The organism is Rhizobium sp. 862_C5_N1_2, assembly GCF_051811205.1.
Classification (GTDB): domain Bacteria; phylum Pseudomonadota; class Alphaproteobacteria; order Rhizobiales; family Rhizobiaceae; genus Rhizobium; species Rhizobium leguminosarum.
The window spans coordinates 4710721-4726912 of record NZ_JBPWPT010000001.1; the positions used below are offsets into that span (position 1 = coordinate 4710721).

Genomic DNA, 16192 nt, shown 5'->3' on the forward strand with positions numbered 1-16192 from the left:
TCCGTCCCCGGCTTTCGAAATAGGCGTGTCGATTGCGGCTCAGCCTTCGAAGAATTCCTTCATGCGGGCAAAGAAGCCCGTCGATTCCGGATTGTTCTCCTTGGAAGAAAGCTGCTCGAATTCCTGAAGCAGTTCGCGTTGCCGCTTGGTGAGCTTTTGCGGCGTCTCGATCTGGATCTGGATGTAGAGGTCGCCCGTCTGCACCGAACGCAGCACCGGCATTCCCTTGCCCTTGAGGCGGAACTGTTTGCCGACCTGCGTGCCCTCAGGCACGGTTACGCGCGACTTGGTGCCGTCAAGCGTCGCTACGTCGAAGGTTCCGCCGAGCGCGGCCGTCGTCATCGAGATCGGAACCGCGCAATAGAGATCGGCTCCGTCGCGCTGGTAGAATTCATGCGGTTTGACCGACAGGAAGATGTAGAGATCGCCCGCTGGTCCGCCGCGGGCGCCGGCTTCGCCTTCGCCCTGCAGCCGGATGCGCGTGCCGTCCTCGATGCCGGCAGGGATGTTGACCGAGAGCGAACGCTCTTCCGTCACCCGGCCCTGGCCGTGGCACTTCGGGCAGGGATCGGGAATGATCTGGCCGCGGCCATGGCAGGTCGGGCAGGTCCGCTCGATCGAGAAGAAGCCCTGTGCCGCGCGCACGCGCCCCGTTCCCTGGCAGGTGCCGCAGTTCTTTGGCTGCGTGCCGGGCTTGGCGCCCGAACCCGTACAGACGTCGCAGGTGATCGAGGTGGGAACGCGGATCTGCGCCGTCTTGCCGGAGAAAGATTCTTCCAGCGTTATTTCCATGTTGTAGCGAAGATCGGCACCACGCTCGCGCCCGCCCGACGAGCGCTGGCGAGCGCGCCCACCACCCATCATTTCGCCGAAGATATCCTCGAAGATGTCGGAGAAACCGCCGCCGGCAAATCCGCCGCCACCGCCGCCCATGCCGCCATGCTCGAAGGCCGCATGGCCATAGCGATCATAGGCCGCCCGCTTCTGCGGGTCCTTGAGCATCTCGTATGCTTCGTTGATTTCCTTGAACTTCCGTTCGGCGTCCTTGTCATCCGGGTTTTTGTCCGGATGAAATTTCATCGCCAGTTTGCGGAAGGCGCTTTTCAGCTCTTTCTCGTCCGCCGACTTGGCTACACCCAGAGTTTCGTAAAAGTCCGCTTTTGCCATTAAGGATTAAACCCCGGAAATGGATTTTCCGGCTGCCATGGTGAGCAGCCGGATCAGGTGTTGAAGCATAACCACGCCGTCGCGGATTACGCGGACTTCTTGCGGTCGTCGTCCTTGATTTCCTCGTAGTCGGCATCGACGACATTGTCGCCGCCTTCGGCGGAGGCATCGCCAGCAGCGCCGCTTTCGGCCTGCTGTGCTTCATAGATCGCCTGGCCGAGCTTCATCGACACTTCCATCAGCGTCTGGGTCTTGGCCTTGATGTCGTCGGCATCGGGCTCCGACGCTTCCGACGCCGTCTTCAGCGCGGCGATCGCATCCGAGATCGCGGTGCGGTCGGCCTCGGAAACCTTGTCACCGTAATCCTTCAGCGACTTTTCCGAGGAATGGATCAGGCTTTCAGCCTGGTTCCGGGCTTCGACGGCCTCGCGGCGCTTCTTGTCTTCGGTGGCATGGGCTTCGGCATCCTTCACCATCTTCTCGATGTCGGCGTCGGAAAGACCGCCGGAAGCCTGGATGCGGATCTGCTGTTCCTTGCCGGTGCCCTTGTCCTTGGCCGAAACCTGCACGATGCCGTTGGCGTCGATGTCGAAGGTGACTTCGATCTGCGGCATGCCGCGCGGCGACGGCGGCAGACCAACGAGGTCGAACTGGCCGAGCAGCTTGTTGTCGGCAGCCATTTCACGCTCGCCCTGCGAAACGCGGATGGTCACGGCCTGCTGGTTGTCTTCGGCGGTCGAGAAGGTCTGGCTCTTCTTCGTCGGGATCGTCGTGTTGCGTTCGATCAGGCGGGTGAAGACACCACCGAGGGTCTCGATGCCGAGCGACAGCGGCGTCACGTCGAGGAGCAGGACATCTTTGACGTCGCCCTGCAGAACGCCGGCCTGGATGGCAGCACCAAGCGCCACCACTTCATCCGGGTTGACGCCCTTATGCGGCTCCTTGCCGAACAGCTGCTTGACGACTTCCTGTACCTTCGGCATGCGGCTCATGCCACCGACGAGAACCACTTCGTCGATTTCGGCAGCGGTGACACCGGCATCCTTGAGCGCTGCCTTGCACGGCGCGATCGTGCGCTGGACGAGATCGTCGACTAGGCTCTCGAGCTTGGCACGGGTCAGCTTCAGCGTCAGATGCTTCGGGCCGGAGGCGTCGGCCGTGATGAACGGCAGGTTGATTTCGGTCTGCTGCGAGGACGAAAGCTCGATCTTTGCCTTTTCCGCAGCTTCCTTGAGGCGCTGCAGGGCAAGCTTGTCGTTCTTCAGGTCGATGCCGTTGTCCCTCTTGAACTCGGCAACGAGATATTCGACGAGACGCATGTCGAAGTCTTCACCGCCGAGGAAAGTATCGCCGTTGGTGGACTTCACTTCGAAGACGCCGTCGCCGATCTCGAGGATCGAAATATCGAAGGTGCCGCCGCCAAGGTCGTAGACGGCAATTGTCTTGCCTTCTTTCTTGTCGAGGCCGTAGGCGAGGGCTGCAGCGGTCGGCTCGTTGATGATGCGCAGAACTTCAAGACCAGCGATGCGGCCGGCATCCTTGGTTGCCTGGCGCTGCGCGTCGTTGAAATAGGCGGGAACGGTGATGACGGCCTTCTCGACCTTTTCGCCGAGATAGGATTCGGCGGTTTCCTTCATCTTCTGAAGGATCATCGCGGAAATCTGTGCGGGCGAGTAGCCCTTGCCATTGGCTTCGACCCAGGCGTCGCCATTGTCGCCCTTGACGATGGTGAAGGGAACGAGGTGCTTGTCCTTCTCGACGGTCGGATCTTCGTAGCGGCGGCCGATCAGGCGCTTGACCGCAAAGAGCGTGTTCGTCGGGTTGGTGACTGCCTGGCGCTTGGCCGGCTGGCCGACGAGGCGTTCGCCATCATCGGAAAATGCCACCATGGAAGGGGTCGTGCGTGCACCTTCCGCATTTTCGATAACCTTCGCGTCCTTGCCGTCCATGACTGCGACGCAGGAATTCGTCGTTCCAAGGTCGATACCAATTACTTTTGCCATGTCATTCTCTCCTTGAAGCAAGCTGTCGGAACCCCGAGAAGGCATTTCCCTGACAGCCCCTTACGGGATGGGTCTACTTGCGATTACGCAATCGTGATTGCGGTGATGCGGCGTATATAAGGAGCGGTTTTCTGGACTGCAAGGCGAGAAATGCCCCGGAATCCAGCAAAACGAATGTGTTGCGTTCAATTTTTACAGTAGCCGGGAAAGAGGTCGCCCCATGTCCGGAAAGCGGCCGATTTTTAGAGCATGTCGCGCAAAACTGTGAAGCGGTCTTGCGACGACGACATGCGTAAAACAAAGACCTAAAGCGCGATAGCGACTCTGAAAGATCGCGATGCGCTTTAGAGCATCGGGCTTGTGTTGGACGTGCAGCAAAGATCTCACTGGCCCATGATCAGATCGAGCAGCGTCGTGCGCCGCGGCTGGACGGAAGAGGTTGTCTGCGCGCCTCCGACATCCCCGGGTGGCACCACGCCCTCATAGTTCGAGCCGCCGCCTTCGGCAATGTCTGCGGGCGGAACCGGGCCATTGCCGGAGCTTGCCGCCTGCTGCCGGACAGGCGCTTGCGGATAGCGGTTTGCATTGTCGTCGCCGCCGAAGACGCCGGAAATGATACCGCCGATCGTTGACGGCGGCGCCTCGGCCGTCATCGGTTGCCCACTGCCCGCTTGTCCATCACCAGGGGCTGCCTGCGCCATCGGCTGACCATTGTTCGGATCGGCGATCAACTGGCCGTTGCCGAAGAGCGGTGCCGGCGAAAGACCCTTGTGGGCGGCGATCATGAATTCCTTCCAGGCCTTGGCGGGCAAGCCGCCGCCTGTCACCTTCTTCATCGGCTTGCCGTCGTCATTGCCGAACCAGACCCCCGTGGTGAGGTTGCTGGTGAAGCCGACGAAGAGCGCGTCGCGCGAATTCTGCGTTGTGCCGGTCTTTCCCGCCGCCTGCCAGCCTGGGATCTTGGCGCTCTTGCCGGTGCCGTTGTCGATGACGCCCATCATCATTGCATCCATCTCGGCGACGATCTGCTCGGAGAGCACGCGCGGTGGGCTGTCATAGGTATTTTCGTAGAGAACCTTCCCTTCGGCAGTCGTCACCCGGCGAATGACGTGCGGCGTCGCCTTGTAGCCGCCGTTCATGAAGGCGGCATAGGAGGCGGTAAGTTCCATCAGCGACACCTCGGACGTGCCGAGCGCGATCGAGGCGTTCGGCTGCAGCTCGCTTTCGATGCCGAGCCGGTGGGCAAGCTTGATCACCTGATCCGGCCCGTCATACATCACCAGCTGGGCGGCCACCGTGTTCAGCGACTTGGCCAGCGCGGTCGCCAGCGTCACTTCGCCATTGTATTTCTTCTCGTAATTTTCGGGCGTCCAGTCGCCGATCCGGATCGGCGCGTCGTTGAACACCGAATAGGGCGTCAGCCCCTTCTCGAGTGCTGCGGCATAGACGAAGGGCTTGAACGAGGAACCCGGCTGGCGTTTGGCCTTGACGGCGCGGTTGAACTGGCTCGTCGCATAGTCCCTGCCGCCGACGAGCGCCCGGATCGCGCCGGTGCCGTCGATCGAGACGAGGGCCGCCTGCGAGGCGTCGAGCTTCCCGCCCTCCTTGTCGAGCACGTCGACCAGTGATTGCTCGGCCTTCTTTTCCAGCGACTTGTCGATCGTCGTATCGACGATGACGTCTTCCTTGACGTCGCCGATCAGACCCGGCAGCTCGTCCATCACCATGTCGGCGACGTAGTGCCCGGCGCCCGACCAGTAGCTCTTGGCCGAGGCCGGGGTCTGTGACATCGCCGTCTTGACCTCGGAATCGGTGATGAAGCCCTGTTCGCGCATTGCTGCGAGCACGAGTTGGGCGCGGGCATTCGCCGCGTCGGCATCGCGGGCCGGCGAAAGCCGCGACGGCGCCTTGAGCAGGCCGGCCAGCACCGCGGCCTCGCCGAGGTTCACGTCACGCGCCGATTTGTTGAAGTAGCGGCGTGATGCCGCCTCGACGCCATAGGCGTTCGATCCGAAGAACACCCGGTTGAGATACATGGCAAGGATCTGGTCCTTGGTGTATTTCTGCTCCAGCCACAGCGCGAGCAGCACCTCCTGCACCTTACGTTCCAGCGTCCTGTCCGGGGAGAGGAAGAGGTTCTTGGCAAGCTGCTGCGTCAGCGTCGAGCCACCCTGCACCATGTGGCCGGCCGTGAAGTTGGTCACGATCGCCCGGCCGAGGCCGAGCGGATCGACGCCGAAATGCGAATAGAAACGCCGATCCTCGATGGCGATGACGGCTTCCGGAATATAGGGCGACATGTTTTCGAGCGACAGCGCCTCGCCGCCGGTCGCGCCGCGATTGGCGATGACGCTGCCGTCGACGGCAGTAATCTTCACATTCGGCGGCCGTTCCGGGATCGCCCATGTGCTGGCGCTCGGCATGCGCGAGCCATAATAGACCACAAGCCCGGCAACGCCGATGCCCGCCCAGATGAAAAGCACGACGCACCAGTAGATCACGCGGCGCAGGAATCCGAAAAACCCGCCGCCTTCACGCTCCCGCGGCTCGCGCCGCCGCCGGGGGGCTGCACGTTGCGGCGGGGGTTTCGAGCCGCCGCGGCGTTGGGATCGGCCTCCGGCAATGCGATCGTCGGCATCAAGCGAGAATTCGTCATCGTCGCGTGCCGGGCGGCCGCTGAAGGACGGTTCTATTCTGTCGCCTGATCTGCCTCTGCCTGCCATCGCGGACCGGTCACACCCCATGTTCGATCGCGAAGCCAGCTTCGCATAACGGTGCTCTTCTCCAGCGCCGCGCGTCTTTTCAGACGCGCAAAGGACGCTGGAGCACTTTGAGTGCCGCCGTGATCATCCGACTGAACTGTAAATGCGGCGATTTAACGGGGTGTTAATAATGGAAAGTAAAGCAGATCGCGCCGGGCGACAGCATTGGCCTTCAGAACTGCCGGGCCTCGTAATCGTCGAGCGTTTCCGGGTCCTGCTTATATTCCCACTCGCCCAGATTAAAGCGGCGCCAGATCTGGCCGGAAGGGTTGAGGTTCGCCCCATCGGTAAGGCGTACAGGCAGGATGGGGTTGTGTTTATGCCAAACGGTAACATCTGCGGCGGCTGCCCGAGGGGCAAAAAGCCCGAAGAAAGCCAGGTAGTCTTGCGTCATCAGGGTCCAGCCTCGAACGGATTAAAATCAATCCGCAACGCCACAAAACTGCAATAAAGAATCCCGCAAAACAAGAGCCTCGCGATGGCTTCACATCAAATTGTCGGTGACCGCATTCGAGTTCCCCCGCGGTTCCTGTCTTGCGTTCGCCGGCGAAGCGGCGCGCGTCGTGAAAACAAAGGCCCCGAAGTGCGTGGCGTGAGTTACGTGCGATACGACGTGGATTACCGCGCCGCGCGTCTTTTCGAGAAGCGCAAAGGACACTGTAACACTTTGAATTCATGCATAATTTCGTCCTTAAATTCGATTCCGATTTAAGGAATTATGCAGGAGGCGGAACCAATAGGCTCCGCGATTGTTTAAGTACAAGCGGGACAACCCCTCACGTCCCGCGCATGATCGGCCGTCTCCCCTCAACACGCGCCGATCGACATCAGGCCCGGTGCATCCCTCATGGGAGCGCCGGGCTTTTTCTTGGGTGTTTTCCCTTGGCTTCAAGCCTCGGAAGAGGACGGCGCTGCCGTCCCCTTTGTGTTTCATTCGTCGCAGGAGGGATCGCCGGGGCGGCAATCAAAGTCCCTGCGGTCCGGCCTGCGATCATCGCCTCTCCGGTCGTCCCTCTGCCGTTCACCTCTTTGCCGATCGCCCCTCTGCCGATCGTCCCTTTGATTGTCGTCGCGCCAGTCACGATCGCGGTCGCGCCCATCTCGGTCGCCATCCCGCTCGCGCCAGTTCCGGTCGCGATCCCGGTTATCCCGATCTCTATCGCGATCCCGATTGTCGCGGTCGCGGTAGTAATAGTCCGGGCCGCGGCTCCAGCGGTCACGGTCGCGATAGAAATCGCGGTTGCGGTAGTAGCGGTCCCAATAATTGTCGACGCTGAAGCGAATCATCGGAATGCCGAGCGGACGGTAATATTGCGGGCCGACATAGACGCGGCGCTGCTGGTAGAGGGCCTGCACGTACTGGCCGGAAACCCAGCCGCGGCCGCCGTAGAATTCCACGTCGCACCAGTTGACGTCGGAAAGGCATCCGCGGATCTCGACGGAAGAACCAGCCGGGATGACCGCGACGGCAGGATAACGGGTGCTCGGACCCGCACGCATGTTGACGTTCGCCGTCGAGTAGCCCTCGGCAGCCTGCACTACGGCAGGCGCCAGCATAAGCAGGCCGACCGCTGCGATTTTAACAAAGAGATTTTTCACGCTTCTCAGTCCTTGTTGGCACGTTTTTCAGGCAGCGCTGGGGCCGCGTTTCCTTGGCATATGCCACTGAAACAAAAGATAGACGGATCGCCCGCAGGTGTTTTTAGGGCGTTATCATTCGTCTTATCTTTCAATGGCTTATACGTCGCTCGCGATGAACGTAGCTTGAACGGCGAAATGTCTGTCAGCGCCCTTGAGCCGCGAGTAGTGCTTCCGGCAAGGGCGGGCACTGTTAACGGTCCGTTAACCTTTCGGCGGCAGTCTCATTGCAATACCCGCTTGCTCCTTGACCACGGATGAACTGGCACTGAGATGAGCGGATGACGAAAGGCCGGGTCGAACCGGCCTTTTTGTTTGTCGCGACTTTGCGTGGCGCGTCTTGATGGAAGCCGCGCCTTTTCCTTCAGGCAGCGAGCGACTGAAGAATCCGCACCCAGGAGCGGATGCCCTTGTGGTAGGAGATAAGCTCGTATTTCTCGTTCGGCGAGTGGATGCGATCATCGCTGAGGCCAAAGCCGACGAGCAGCGATTCCATGCCGAGCATCTTCTGGAAATCCCCGACGATCGGGATCGACCCGCCCATGCCGATGACGATGGCGGGTTTCGGCCACTCGTCGGAAAGCGCGTTCTTCGCCTTGGTCAGAACCGGCGAATCATAGGAGAGATGGATTGCCGGCGAGCCGCCATGCGGATGGAACTCCACCGAGCAATCGGCGGGAATCTTCGAGCTGATATAGCTGCGGAAAGCCTCGCGGATGGCGGCCGGATCCTGCGTGCCGACAAGCCGGAACGAAACCTTGGCCGAAGCCTTGGCGGCGATCACCGTCTTGAAGCCTTCGCCGGTATACCCGCCCCAGATGCCGTTGATTTCGGCGGTTGGCCGGGCCCAGGTGAGTTCCAGCACCGAACGGCCCTTCTCGCCGGATGGAATGGAAAGGCCGACTTCGCCGAGGAAGCTCTCCGCGGTCTTGCCGAGCGTCTCCCATGACGCCTTGATGTTGTCAGGCGTCTCCTCGACGCCTTCATAGAAGCCGTCAAGCGTGATGCGGCCCGTCTCGTCATGCAGGCCGGCAAGAGCCTCGACGAGAATATGGATCGGATTGGCCGCCGCGCCGCCGAAGAGACCGGAATGCAGGTCGCGGTCCGCCGCCGTCACGATCACTTCCTCGCCGACGAGGCCGCGCAATGCAGCGGCGATCGCCGGCGTGTCGCGGTCCCACATGCCGGTATCGCAGACGAGCGCATAATCGGCCTTGAGTTCGGCGGCATTGGCTTCGAGGAAGGGCTTCAGGGATGGCGAGCCGGATTCCTCCTCGCCCTCGAAGAGAATGGTAATGCGGCAGGGAAGCGCGCCGTTGATCTCCTTATAGGCGCGGCAAGCCTCGACGAAGGTCATCAACTGGCCCTTGTCGTCGGAGGTGCCGCGGCCGGTCAAGATCTTGCGGCCCTCGCCGACATCCTTGATCGATGGCTCGAACGGGTCGTTTTCCCAGAGTTCGATCGGATCGACCGGCTGAACATCGTAATGGCCGTAGAAGAGAACATGCGGCGCATCGGCGGACGCGCCGGCATGATGGGCGACGACCATCGGATGGCCTGGTGTATCGCGCACCGAGGCCGTAAAACCGAGCGTCCCGAGATAAGCGAGGAGCCATTCCGCAGCCTTTCGGCATTCGGCTTTGTAGGCGGGATCGGTGGATATCGACTGGATGCGCAGAAGCTCGAACAGCTTGTCGAGGCTCGATGGAAGATTCTGATCCGCGCGCGCAAGCACTTGACGTACATCGGTCATTTTCGACTCCTTTTTGAAATTCGGCCGGACGATAGACCAAACCAGATAGGCAGGCGAGGCGGAAAAACAAAAAATCGGCGGCGCGAAAGACCGGCGGGGCATAGACTAATATCAAGAAGATTTGCTGGATAATATAGAAGAGAATTCTAATTCAATTTACCGTTATTTAGCATAACCTAAATAGCCTGACTGAATTCAGCTGTGCGAGGTTCGGATGTTTTCGGTCATTACATGTATTCGGGACAACCACGATTGGCGGCTGGTGCTTGCGGCCGCCGCGGTCTGCCTGGTCGGCGCTACGGCGGCTATGCTGCTGCTTTCCCGCGCCCAGGAATGCGATGCCGGGCGGCGCAAGCTCTGGATCGGCGCCTCGGCTTTCGCTTTCGGTACCGGCGTATGGGCAACGCACTTCATCGCAATGCTGGCCTATGACGGCGGCATGCCGATCGGCTACCAACTGGGCCTGACGACGCTTTCTTTCCTCCTGTCGGTTGTCGGTTCGTGGGCGGCGATCCTCGTCGCTTCGGAAAGCCGCGGCAGGTTTTCTCGCATCCGCGGCGGCGTCCTGATGGCGCTCGGCATCGCCTCCATGCACCTGACCGGCATGCAGGCGATCGAAACGCCGGCGGTCATCCTTTATGATCCCTTGATGACGCTGAGTGCGGTTCTCGCAGGAGCGCTGTTGTCGGGCGCCGCCTTCCACGCCTTTTTCCAATTGAAGGGACTGAGGCGGCTCCTCGCCTCGTCAATCACTTTCGTCCTCGCGATCTGCGCTCTCCATTTCATCTCGATGGCTAGCATCACACTCGTGCCGGATCCCGGCAAGCAAGTTCCGGCAACGGTGCTCGACGCCAGCCTGCTTGCTGTGATCGTCGTGGTGGCGGCGACGACGCTCATTCTGATTGCCCTCGCGGTGGTCTTTATCGAAAGCCACCTGACGGATCTGAGGGGGCTCGCGAATGCCTCGCAGGAAGGGCTGCTGATCCTGCGGGAAGGCCGGATCATCGATGCCAATGAACGCTTCCAGGGGCTTTCCGGCTGGAAGCTTGCCGATCTTGCCGGCAAGGCGCCCTCGGCTGTTTTGTCTGCTATTCAGGGAACTGGGCAGAACAGACCCAGCGAGACGCTGCTCAACACCAGGAACGGCAGGGAGATCGCCGTCGAAGTGACCGCGAGCAGGATCGTCTATCGCGGGCACAATTGTGAGGTGCTTGCGGTGCGTGATCTCACCGAGCGCAGGCAGGCCGAGGAGATGATCGAGCATCTCGCCCACCACGATGTGCTCACCGATCTGCCGAATAGGTCGCTGTTCGATACCCGCATCCGGCAGGCGCTGCAGATGGCTGAACGAAAGAACAGCGAGGTTGCCCTCTTCTATCTCGACCTCGATCGCTTCAAGGCCGTCAACGATATCTTCGGCCATGCCGAAGGCGACCGGATTCTCCGCAAGGTCGCCTCGATCCTGCGCCGCGTGGCCGATGAGAGCGATACGGTCGCCCGCCTCGGCGGCGATGAATTCGCCATCATTCAGCCCGCCGGGCAACAGCCGGCGGCGGCGCAGAAGCTTGCGGCTGATATCCTCGACGAATTCGCCGCCGAGATGGACACGGCGCGTGACCCCACAGCCGTCGGCGTCAGCCTCGGCATCGCACTCTATCCCGCGGATGGCGCTGCTGCTGAAGAGCTCTGCAACAATGCCGATACTGCACTCTACCGCGTCAAGCATGACGGTCGCGGCAAGGTCTGTTTCTTCGACGCGGAAATGGACAAAGCGGCACGGAACCGCCGCCAGATCGAAAGCGAACTGCGCCATGCGATCTCCCGCAACCAGATCCATGTCAGCTATCAGCCGATCCTCGATGCGCAGAGCGGCGAGATCGGCGGCTACGAGGCCCTGATGCGCTGGAACCGGCCAGGTTACGGCCTGACCGAGCCCGATATCTTCATCCCGATCGCCGAGGAAAGCGGCTCGATCGTCCAACTCGGCGAATGGGTGTTGCTGCAGGCCTGCAGGGAGGCCGTGCGCTGGCCGCTGCCGCTGATGATCGCCGTCAATCTCTCACCGGTGCAATTCATGCTGCCGAACCTCTGTGAGCGGATCGAGTCGATCCTCGCCGAAACCGGGCTTGCGCCCAGCCGGCTGGAGCTCGAGATCACCGAGGCGGCCCTCATTCGCGATCGCGACCGGGTGATGACGACGCTGCTGCGGCTGCACAAGCTCGGCGTGCACATCGTCATGGATGATTTCGGCACCGGTTTTTCCTCGCTGTCCAACCTGCGTTCATTCCCTTTCGACAAGATCAAGGTCGACCGCAGTTTCACCGGCGTGCTGGAACATGATGCGTCGGCACGCTCGATCGTGCGCGCCATCATCGGCCTTGGTCATAGCCTCGGCATGCCTGTCGTGACGGAGGGCGTGGAAACGGAGATGCAGCGCCGGATCGTCGTCGAGGAAGGCTGCGCGCAAGTGCAGGGCCTTTTACTCGGCAAGCCGGATATCGAGCCGAGCGTCAAGCTTGCCGCCGACGAAAACGTCCTGACCATGCAGATCGAAACCGGCGTGTCCCTATTGCGACGCGCACAGCGTGCCGGCGAGTGATCTTACAGCGCCGCGCGTCTTTTCAGACGCGCAAAAAACGCTGTAACACTTTGAATTGCTGAATAATTTTATCCTTAAATCGATTATGATTTAAGGATAAAATTATGCAGCGGTCAGAGCGCCTTGGCGTTTTCCAGCAGCCGGCGGATATATTCGAGCGTCAGCTCGCGCTCGAAAACCCGGAAACCTTTAAACAGCGCAAGGTCGGCCTCACGCGCGGTCTCGATCGCCTCGGCCTCCATGGCGCGCGCCCTCGGCGTCAGGAAGAGCAGTTGCGCCCGCTTGTCGGACGGATGCGGCCGGCGCTCGATCAGCCCGTCGCGGACCATGCGCGAAAGCGTATTGGCCATGGTCGCCTGCTCGATATCGACCCGCTCGAGAAGCTGTTTCTGGGTCAGCCCGTCCTCGGCCCAGAGTTCCAGCAGGATGGGGAACTGGCCCGGAGAAAAACCAAGCCCGACCGCGCGCTGGTGCAGCGAGCGGGCAAAACCCTTCGCCAGCTGGCTGGCAAGGTAGGCTCCCGAATCCATGCGGTTAAATCCCATGATTGCAAGTTAGGCTCAAAACCATGCCGGAGACAATGCAGCAAATCGCATTACGATGCTCCTTAACATGCAAGCCGTGATGATAATTTCGAGTGCCTCGAAAAAACAAAAGTCGCCATGGCCTGGAGGTTGGCCATGGCGACTTTAAAGTGGGGACAAAGGCCCGGAGAGGGGGATAAGGCCTTTGTCCAAGCCTGACGCGGCGGGGGACAAGCCGGTAATCAGACCCGCGACGCAATCAAGCGCCGGTGACATGGATTTGTGGCTCAGAATGTGGTTTTTCAAGGGAGGGCGATCGTTACAAATCGGTAACAGTTTGGTGAGCTGGAATCGCTGCCGCACAATTCCTGAGATCGGAATCGATGGAAGGATAAAATTATGCAGCAACGCCAAGTGCTCAGCGTCCTTTGCGCGTCCGAAAAGACGCGCGGCGCTGTGTGACGCTCCGAACGCCATAATCCTTTTCGCGCGCCGAACTTTATGCCGAACTCTATATGGACCTCGTCCGATGCCCGCGCTATCCATGCACGCATGAAAAAAGGCGATCACCTCTTCCTAGTCGATGGTTCCGGATTCATCTTCCGGGCGTTTCATGCATTGCCGCCGCTGACCCGCAAGACCGACGGCCTGCCGATCGGCGCCGTGTCCGGTTTCTGCAACATGCTGTGGAAGCTGCTGAGGGATGCGCGCAATACCGATGTCGGTGTGACGCCGACACATCTTGCCGTCATCTTCGATTATTCCGCCAAGACGTTTCGCAAGGATCTCTACGACGCCTATAAGGCGAACCGCTCCGCCCCGCCGGAAGAGCTCATCCCGCAATTCGGCCTTATAAGAGAGGCGACCCGCGCCTTCAATCTGCCCTGCATCGAGACCGAAGGCTTCGAAGCCGACGACATTATCGCCACCTATGCCCGCCAGGCCGAGGCAACCGGCGCCGATGTCACCATCGTCTCCTCCGACAAGGATCTGATGCAGCTCGTCAGCCCCTATGTCCATATGTATGACAGCATGAAGGACAAGCAGATCGGCATTCCCGATGTCATCGAGAAATGGGGCGTGCCGCCGGAAAAGATGATCGACCTGCAGGCGATGACCGGTGATTCCGTCGACAACGTTCCCGGCATTCCGGGCATCGGCCCGAAAACCGCCGCCCAGCTGCTCGAGGAATACGGCGACCTCGACACGCTGCTCGAACGCGCCACCGAGATTAAGCAGGTTAAACGCCGCGAGACGATCCTTGCCAATATCGACATGGCCAGGCTCTCGCGCGACCTCGTGCGGCTGCGCACCGATGTGCCGCTCGATCTCGATCTCGACGCGCTCGTTCTGGAACCGCAGAACGGCCCCAAGCTGATCGGCTTCCTGAAGACGATGGAATTCACCACGCTGACGCGCCGCGTCGCCGAGGCCTGCGATTGCGATGCGAGCGCCATCGAACCGGCGACCGTCCGCATCGAATGGGGCGAGACGGCCCGCGGCCCGGATCTCGATGCCGCGGAGCCCGAGCCCGTTGCCGGCGGCATCCCCGATGTCTCGGGCGAATCCGTGCCGGTGCCGCCGCGCGCGAAGGCGAAGAGCGCGGTCGAAGGCGCCTTTTCGCCTGCCGATCTTGCCAAGGCGCGGGCCGAGGCCTTTGCAACGCTGCCCTTCGATCATTCGGCCTATGTCACGATCCGCGACCTGGCGACGCTCGACCGCTGGATTGCCGATGCGCGCGCTACCGGCCTCGTTGCTTTCGATACCGAGACCACGTCGCTGGATGCGATGCAGGCCGAACTTGTCGGCTTTTCGCTGGCGATCGCCGACAATACGGCCGATCCCACCGGTACGAAGATCCGCGCCGCCTATGTGCCGCTTGTCCATAAGAACGGCGTCGGCGATCTGCTCGGCGGCGGCCTTGCCGACAACCAGATCCCGATGCGCGATGCCCTGCCGCGGCTGAAGGCATTGCTGGAGGACGAATCGGTTCTCAAGGTCGCCCAGAACCTGAAATACGACTACCTGCTGTTGAAGCGCTACGGCATCGAGACCAGGAGTTTCGACGACACAATGCTGATCTCCTACGTGCTCGACGCCGGCACCGGCGCGCATGGCATGGATCCGCTCTCGGAAAAATTCCTCGGCCATACCCCGATCCCCTACAAGGACGTGGCGGGCAGCGGCAAGGCGAATGTCACCTTCGATCTGGTCGACATCGACCGCGCCACCCAGTATGCCGCCGAAGATGCCGACGTGACTCTGCGCCTCTGGCTGGTGCTGAAGCCCCGGCTGGCGGCAGCAGGGCTGACCAGCGTCTATGAACGGCTGGAGCGGCCGCTATTGCCCGTGCTTGCGCGTATGGAAGCGCGCGGCATCACCGTCGACCGGCAGATCCTGTCGCGGCTCTCCGGCGAGCTGGCCCAGGGTGCAGCAAGGCTGGAGGACGAGATCTACGTGCTGGCCGGCGAACGTTTCAACATCGGCTCGCCGAAGCAGCTGGGCGATATCCTGTTCGGCAAGATGGGCCTTTCCGGCGGCAGCAAGACAAAGACAGGCCAATGGTCCACCTCCGCGCAGGTGCTCGAGGATCTAGCCGCCGCCGGTTTCGAATTGCCGCGCAAGATCGTCGACTGGCGCCAGGTCACCAAGCTGAAATCCACCTATACCGACGCGCTTCCAGGTTACGTTCACCCCGAGACAAAGCGGGTCCACACCTCCTACTCGCTGGCTTCGACGACCACGGGGCGCCTGTCCTCGTCCGAGCCGAACCTGCAGAACATTCCGGTGCGCACCGCAGAAGGCCGCAAGATCCGCACCGCCTTCATCTCGACGCCTGGCCACAAGCTGATCTCCGCCGACTACAGCCAGATCGAACTGCGCGTGCTTGCCCATGTGGCCGAGATCCCGCAGCTGACCAAGGCGTTCGAAGATGGCGTCGACATCCACGCCATGACGGCTTCGGAAATGTTCGGCGTGCCGGTGGAAGGCATGCCGGGCGAGGTGCGCCGCCGCGCCAAGGCAATCAATTTCGGCATCATCTACGGCATTTCGGCCTTCGGGCTTGCCAATCAGCTTTCGATCGAGCGTTCGGAAGCCGGCGACTATATCAAGAAGTATTTCGAGCGTTTCCCCGGCATCCGCGACTATATGGAAAGCCGAAAGGCCATGGCGCGCGACAAGGGTTATGTCGAAACGATCTTCGGTCGCCGCATCAACTATCCCGACATCCGCTCGTCCAATCCATCCGTGCGCGCCTTCAACGAGCGTGCGGCGATCAATGCGCCGATCCAGGGTTCGGCTGCCGACGTCATCCGCCGGGCGATGATCAAGATAGAGCCGGCGCTTGTTGAAGTCGGCCTTGCCGATCGCGTCCGCATGCTGCTGCAGGTGCACGACGAACTCATCTTTGAGGTCGAGGACCAAGATGTCGAAAAGGCGATGCCGGTCATCGTCTCGGTGATGGAAAACGCCACCATGCCGGCGCTGGAAATGCGTGTGCCGCTGAGGGTCGATGCACGCGCCGCCACCAATTGGGACGAGGCGCACTAAGGCATGTCGCGCAAAACTGTGCAGCGGTTTTGCGATAACGACATGCGTGGAAATAAAGCCTAAAGCGCCAGGAGCGAATCCAAAAGATTGCGACGCGCTTTAGAGCGGCTCCCCAAAATTGGCAAAGATTTTTCTCACTGCCAGAACTCATTGAAAGTGCAGCGATTTATCCCAGGGGATCGTATCGGAACGAT

General features: G+C 61.0%; 9 protein-coding genes. 2 read left to right on the plus strand and 7 right to left on the minus strand.

Annotated features, from left to right (window positions below; translation table 11 throughout):
- Positions 1 to 39 precede the first annotated feature (39 nt).
- The 6 genes from dnaJ to ACD590_RS23145 form a co-directional block, all read right to left on the minus strand.
- Positions 40 to 1167 carry a molecular chaperone DnaJ gene (gene dnaJ / locus ACD590_RS23120; RefSeq protein ID WP_018244285.1) on the minus strand — a complete coding sequence of 376 codons (1128 nt, stop codon included), beginning with the start codon at positions 1165 to 1167 and terminating at the stop codon, positions 40 to 42.
- A gap of 86 nt (positions 1168 to 1253) precedes the next feature.
- A complete protein-coding gene (gene dnaK / locus ACD590_RS23125) occupies positions 1254 to 3170 on the minus strand; it encodes a molecular chaperone DnaK (RefSeq protein ID WP_018244286.1) in 1917 nt (638 codons plus the stop codon).
- Between the two features lie 383 nt (positions 3171 to 3553).
- A complete protein-coding gene (locus ACD590_RS23130; RefSeq protein WP_028731847.1) occupies positions 3554 to 5893 on the minus strand; it encodes a transglycosylase domain-containing protein in 2340 nt (779 codons plus the stop codon).
- Positions 5894 to 6104: 211 nt separating this feature from the next.
- Positions 6105 to 6326 (minus strand): hypothetical protein, encoded by a 222-nt coding sequence (locus tag ACD590_RS23135; RefSeq protein ID WP_028731846.1) that lies wholly within the window; start codon positions 6324 to 6326, stop codon positions 6105 to 6107.
- Between the two features lie 536 nt (positions 6327 to 6862).
- The gene (locus ACD590_RS23140) at positions 6863 to 7531 is read right to left on the minus strand and encodes an SH3 domain-containing protein (RefSeq protein WP_028731845.1); all 669 of its coding nucleotides are present in this window, start codon (positions 7529 to 7531) and stop codon (positions 6863 to 6865) included.
- A 403-nt stretch (positions 7532 to 7934) separates the two neighbouring features.
- Complete coding sequence (locus tag ACD590_RS23145) at positions 7935 to 9323, minus strand: M20/M25/M40 family metallo-hydrolase (RefSeq protein WP_028731844.1); 1389 nt, start codon at positions 9321 to 9323, stop codon at positions 7935 to 7937.
- 214 nt (positions 9324 to 9537) lie between these two features.
- Between ACD590_RS23145 and ACD590_RS23150 the strand changes: the two genes are divergently transcribed.
- Positions 9538 to 11922 carry a bifunctional diguanylate cyclase/phosphodiesterase gene (locus ACD590_RS23150; RefSeq protein WP_028731843.1) on the plus strand — a complete coding sequence of 795 codons (2385 nt, stop codon included), beginning with the start codon at positions 9538 to 9540 and terminating at the stop codon, positions 11920 to 11922.
- A gap of 113 nt (positions 11923 to 12035) precedes the next feature.
- On the opposite strand, the gene ACD590_RS23155 is transcribed toward ACD590_RS23150, so the two are convergent.
- The gene (locus ACD590_RS23155; RefSeq protein WP_003544385.1) at positions 12036 to 12452 is read right to left on the minus strand and encodes a MarR family winged helix-turn-helix transcriptional regulator; all 417 of its coding nucleotides are present in this window, start codon (positions 12450 to 12452) and stop codon (positions 12036 to 12038) included.
- 546 nt (positions 12453 to 12998) lie between these two features.
- On the opposite strand from ACD590_RS23155, the gene polA reads away from it, so the two are divergent.
- Positions 12999 to 15998: a DNA polymerase I gene (gene polA / locus ACD590_RS23160; RefSeq protein WP_439003412.1), complete on the plus strand. Its 3000-nt coding sequence runs from the start codon at positions 12999 to 13001 to the stop codon at positions 15996 to 15998.
- The last annotated feature ends 194 nt before the right edge of the window (positions 15999 to 16192 follow it).